Origin of the sequence: Roseateles sp., from assembly GCF_036404855.1 — a bacterium.
In the GTDB taxonomy this organism is placed as follows: domain Bacteria; phylum Pseudomonadota; class Gammaproteobacteria; order Burkholderiales; family Burkholderiaceae_C; genus Pelomonas.
In genome coordinates this window covers 1-3,274 of record NZ_DASWYS010000082.1, presented here as the reverse complement: position 1 = coordinate 3,274, position 3,274 = coordinate 1, and the positions used below count along the sequence as shown (strand labels likewise).

The following is a 3,274-nucleotide window of genomic DNA, read 5'->3' as shown; positions in this document are numbered from 1 at the left end:
ATGTAGTTCAGGTCCCACTGCAGCTCGGCGGCCGAGCGGCCGATGCCAGCAGTGCGGGCGATCAGGCTCATGCCCTTGGGGTACTCGAGCTGGTCGAGGTTTTCCTTGAGCTCCTCGCGATCTTCGCCTTCGATGCGGCGGCTGACGCCACCGCCTCGCGGGTTGTTGGGCATCAGCACCAGGTAGCGGCCGGCCAGCGACACGAAGGTCGTCAGCGCCGCGCCCTTGTTGCCGCGTTCTTCCTTTTCGACCTGGACCAGCAGCTCCTGGCCTTCCTTGATCGCGTCCTTGATGGTCGCGTTCTTGACGTCGGCGCCCTCACGGAAGAACTGGCGCGAGATTTCCTTGAACGGCAGGAAGCCGTGGCGGTCCTCGCCGTAGTCCACGAAGCAGGCTTCGAGCGAAGGCTCGACCCGCGTCACGACGGCCTTGTAGATGTTGCCCTTGCGCTGTTCCCGGCCTTCGATTTCGGTCTCGAAGTCGAGCAGCTTCTGGCCATCGACGATCGCGAGGCGCCGCTCTTCCGGCTGCGTCGCATTGATCAGCATGCGTTTCATGTCATCACTCCTTGCGCGTCCCGTGCAGGAACGCGCCACGTCATGCCACCCGAGGGTGGCGTTCAAGACGCACGAGCGACAGCGTGGAACCGTGGAAGGAGTGCCCTGGACCGCTCGGGTTTCTGACGGAGGTCAGACGCCGGGCGGCGTTGGCGCATGCGACCAGGCGGTCATGGCGCAGGCAAGCCCAGTCTCGACCCAGCCGCGCGTGAACGCGAACGCGCCGGGCCAGGTGACCACCGCAGCTTCTGGCTGGGGTCGCGCGGCAGGGCGCAGCGGGTGGGGGAGGGGAGTGCTCATCCGCGAAGGACTGCTGGACGCTGGCGCGAGCTTTTGCGGTCCGGTCCTTGAATCGGATCGCGCGCTCTCACGCCGTGAAAACCTTGTTTGGCAGCCGGTGCTCTTCTCGTTTCTAGGCGTTTGAAGAGAAGCCGGTGGGTTCCGGGTGTCATCGCTCTGCCACGTCGTGTTGCCGACCGCCGTTTCACTTGGGGAAACCGCCTGCCAACCGCAGGATGTGTTGCATCGCCTGTTTGTACCTGGGGGTTAGCCCCTCAGGCGCCGCGTTGCCACCGCTAAAATCAAAAAAATCAAACACTTACGGCAGCAACGTGGTGAAAAGGATTATAGGGGCAGGCCTTGAAGCCCCTGCCACGGGGTTGACGACCGCTGTGGGTACGGACAAACCCGCAGTTCGACGCGTCGTCGTGGACGAGGGATCGGCCGGCCAGCGCCTGGACAACTTCCTGCTGCGCGAGCTCAAGGGTGTGCCCAAGACGCACGTCTACCGGCTCATCCGTTCCGGCGAGGTCCGAGTCAACAAGGGCCGGGCGCAGGCCGACACGCGCATCGAGATCGGCGACGAAGTCCGCATCCCGCCGGTGCGCGTGCCGGAGAAGGCGGCCGGCGCCGAGGCGCCGGCGCGAGAGTTTCCCGTTGTCTTCGAAGATGAACACCTGCTCGTCATCGACAAGCCGGCCGGCGTGGCCGTGCACGGTGGCTCGGGGGTCAGCTACGGTGTCATCGAGGCGCTGCGTCGTGCGCGGCCGACGGCCAAGTTTCTGGAGCTGGTGCACCGGCTCGACAAGGAAACCTCGGGCCTCCTGATGATCGCCAAGAAGCGCAGCGCGTTGACGAACCTGCAGGACCAACTGCGCGACCGCGAAACTGGCAAGACCTATGCGGCCCTGGTCTGGGGCGACTGGCCTGACAAGCTCAAGGTCATCGACGTGCCCCTGGTCAAGTTCGTCGGCAGCGACGGTGAACGCTGGGTGAGGCCGGGCAAGGCCGACGAGCCGGAGGCCAAGCGCTCCATCAGTCTCGTCAAGGTGATTCAAAGGACGCCGCGCTTCAGCCTGCTCGACGTGACCATCAAGACCGGCCGCACCCACCAGATCCGCGTCCACCTGCAGCAGGCTGGCCACGCCATCGTGGGCGACCCCAAGTACGGCGACTTCGAGCGCAACCGCGAGCTGGCGCGCAGCGCGCTGAAGTTCGATCGCATGTTCCTGCACGCTCGGCGCCTGCGCTTCACCCATCCGGCCAGCGGGGCCGAGATGACGCTGGAAGCGCCGCTGCCGCCGGAGTGTGCGAAGCTGATGAACCCATGAGACCCCAACGCTTCGACCTGATCGCCTTCGACTGGGATGGCACCCTGTTCGACTCCACCGCCCTGATCGCGCGCTGCATCCAGCGCGCGGCCGTCGACATCGGCCTGCCAGAGCCCGAGTTCGAGCGCGCCAGATACGTCATCGGCCTGGGCCTGCGCGACGCGCTGGAACATGCGGTGCCGGGCCTGTCGCACGACCGCTACGGCGAGCTGGGCCTGCGCTATCGCCACCACTACCTGGGCGCTGAGCACGAGGTGGCGCTGTTCGACGGCAGCCTGGAGATGCTGCAGGCCTTGAAGGCCCGCCATCACTGGCTGGCCGTCGCCACCGGCAAGAACCGTGTGGGCCTGGACCGTGTGCTCGCGTCCAGCGAGCTGACCAAGATGTTCGACGGCTCGCGCACGGCCGACGAGACGCGCTCCAAGCCGCATCCGCAGATGCTGCTGGAGCTGATGCGAGAGTTCGGCACCGAGCCCGAGCGCACGTTGATGATCGGCGACACCACGCACGATCTGTTGCTGGCCGCAAACGCCGGCGTGCCCAGTGTTGCCGTCAGCTTTGGTGCGCACGACCACGAGACCTTCGCCGAGCACAAGCCGTTGTTCGTTGCGCATTCGACGCGCGAGCTGCACGACTGGTTGATCCAGCATGCCTGAGCCCGACGCCCTGCCGCTGCAGCGCCTGTGCGCGTCGGCCGAGCTGCCGGAGCGCGGCAAGGCCGTCAGCTTCGACGTCATCCAGTGGCGTGAGCCGGTGCGGGCCTTTGCGCTGCGCTTCGACGGACAGGCCGTGGCCTATCTGAACCGTTGCGCCCATGTGCCCACCGAGATGGATTGGCAGGAAGGCGAGTTCCTCGACGGCGACAAACGCTTCATCATGTGCAGCATCCATGGCGCCGTCTACGACCCACTGACCGGCCAATGCGTGATGGGCCCCTGCACTCGCGGGAGGCTGACGAAGATCGAGCTGACAGAGCGCGACGGCGAGGTCTTCTGGCATCCGACGCGCGACACCAAACCTGCCTTCGAAGGTTGACATGAGCATTCCAGACGACGACCTGCCGCATCCCATGCAAGACCCCGTGGGTGCTCCCCCGCCCCAGGTGCC

At 66.0% G+C, this 3,274-nt stretch carries 4 protein-coding genes; 3 read left to right on the top strand and 1 reads right to left on the bottom strand.

Translation table 11 applies throughout. The features are described from left to right. The coding region (locus VGF12_RS05590) for a ribonuclease E/G (RefSeq protein ID WP_331175055.1) at positions 1–557 on the bottom strand (557 nt) is incomplete at its 3' end. A 614-nt stretch (positions 558–1,171) separates the two neighbouring features. Between VGF12_RS05590 and VGF12_RS05585 the strand changes: the two genes are divergently transcribed. The 3 genes from VGF12_RS05585 to VGF12_RS05575 are packed head-to-tail and all read left to right on the top strand — an operon-like array spanning position 1,172 to position 3,202. After that, complete coding sequence (locus tag VGF12_RS05585) at positions 1,172–2,167, top strand: RluA family pseudouridine synthase (protein ID WP_414710012.1); 996 nt, start codon at positions 1,172–1,174, stop codon at positions 2,165–2,167. Next, positions 2,164–2,823, top strand: a complete 660-nt coding sequence (locus VGF12_RS05580; RefSeq protein ID WP_331175053.1) for an HAD-IA family hydrolase — start codon at positions 2,164–2,166, stop codon at positions 2,821–2,823. Before VGF12_RS05585 ends, VGF12_RS05580 begins: the two co-directional genes overlap by 4 nt. Beyond that, on the top strand, positions 2,816–3,202 hold the full coding sequence (locus tag VGF12_RS05575; protein WP_331175052.1) for a Rieske (2Fe-2S) protein: 387 nt from the start codon (positions 2,816–2,818) through the stop codon (positions 3,200–3,202). The genes VGF12_RS05580 and VGF12_RS05575 overlap by 8 nt, the downstream gene beginning before the upstream one ends. The last annotated feature ends 72 nt before the right edge of the window (positions 3,203–3,274 follow it).

Bases quoted from the DNA above. Each gene is read 5' to 3' on its own strand.
- VGF12_RS05575 (WP_331175052.1), top strand. From the start codon at position 2,816: ATGCCTGAGCCCGACGCCCTGCCGCTGCAGCGCCTGTGCGCGTCGGCC.
- VGF12_RS05580 (WP_331175053.1), top strand. From the start codon at position 2,164: ATGAGACCCCAACGCTTCGACCTGATCGCCTTCGACTGGGATGGCACC.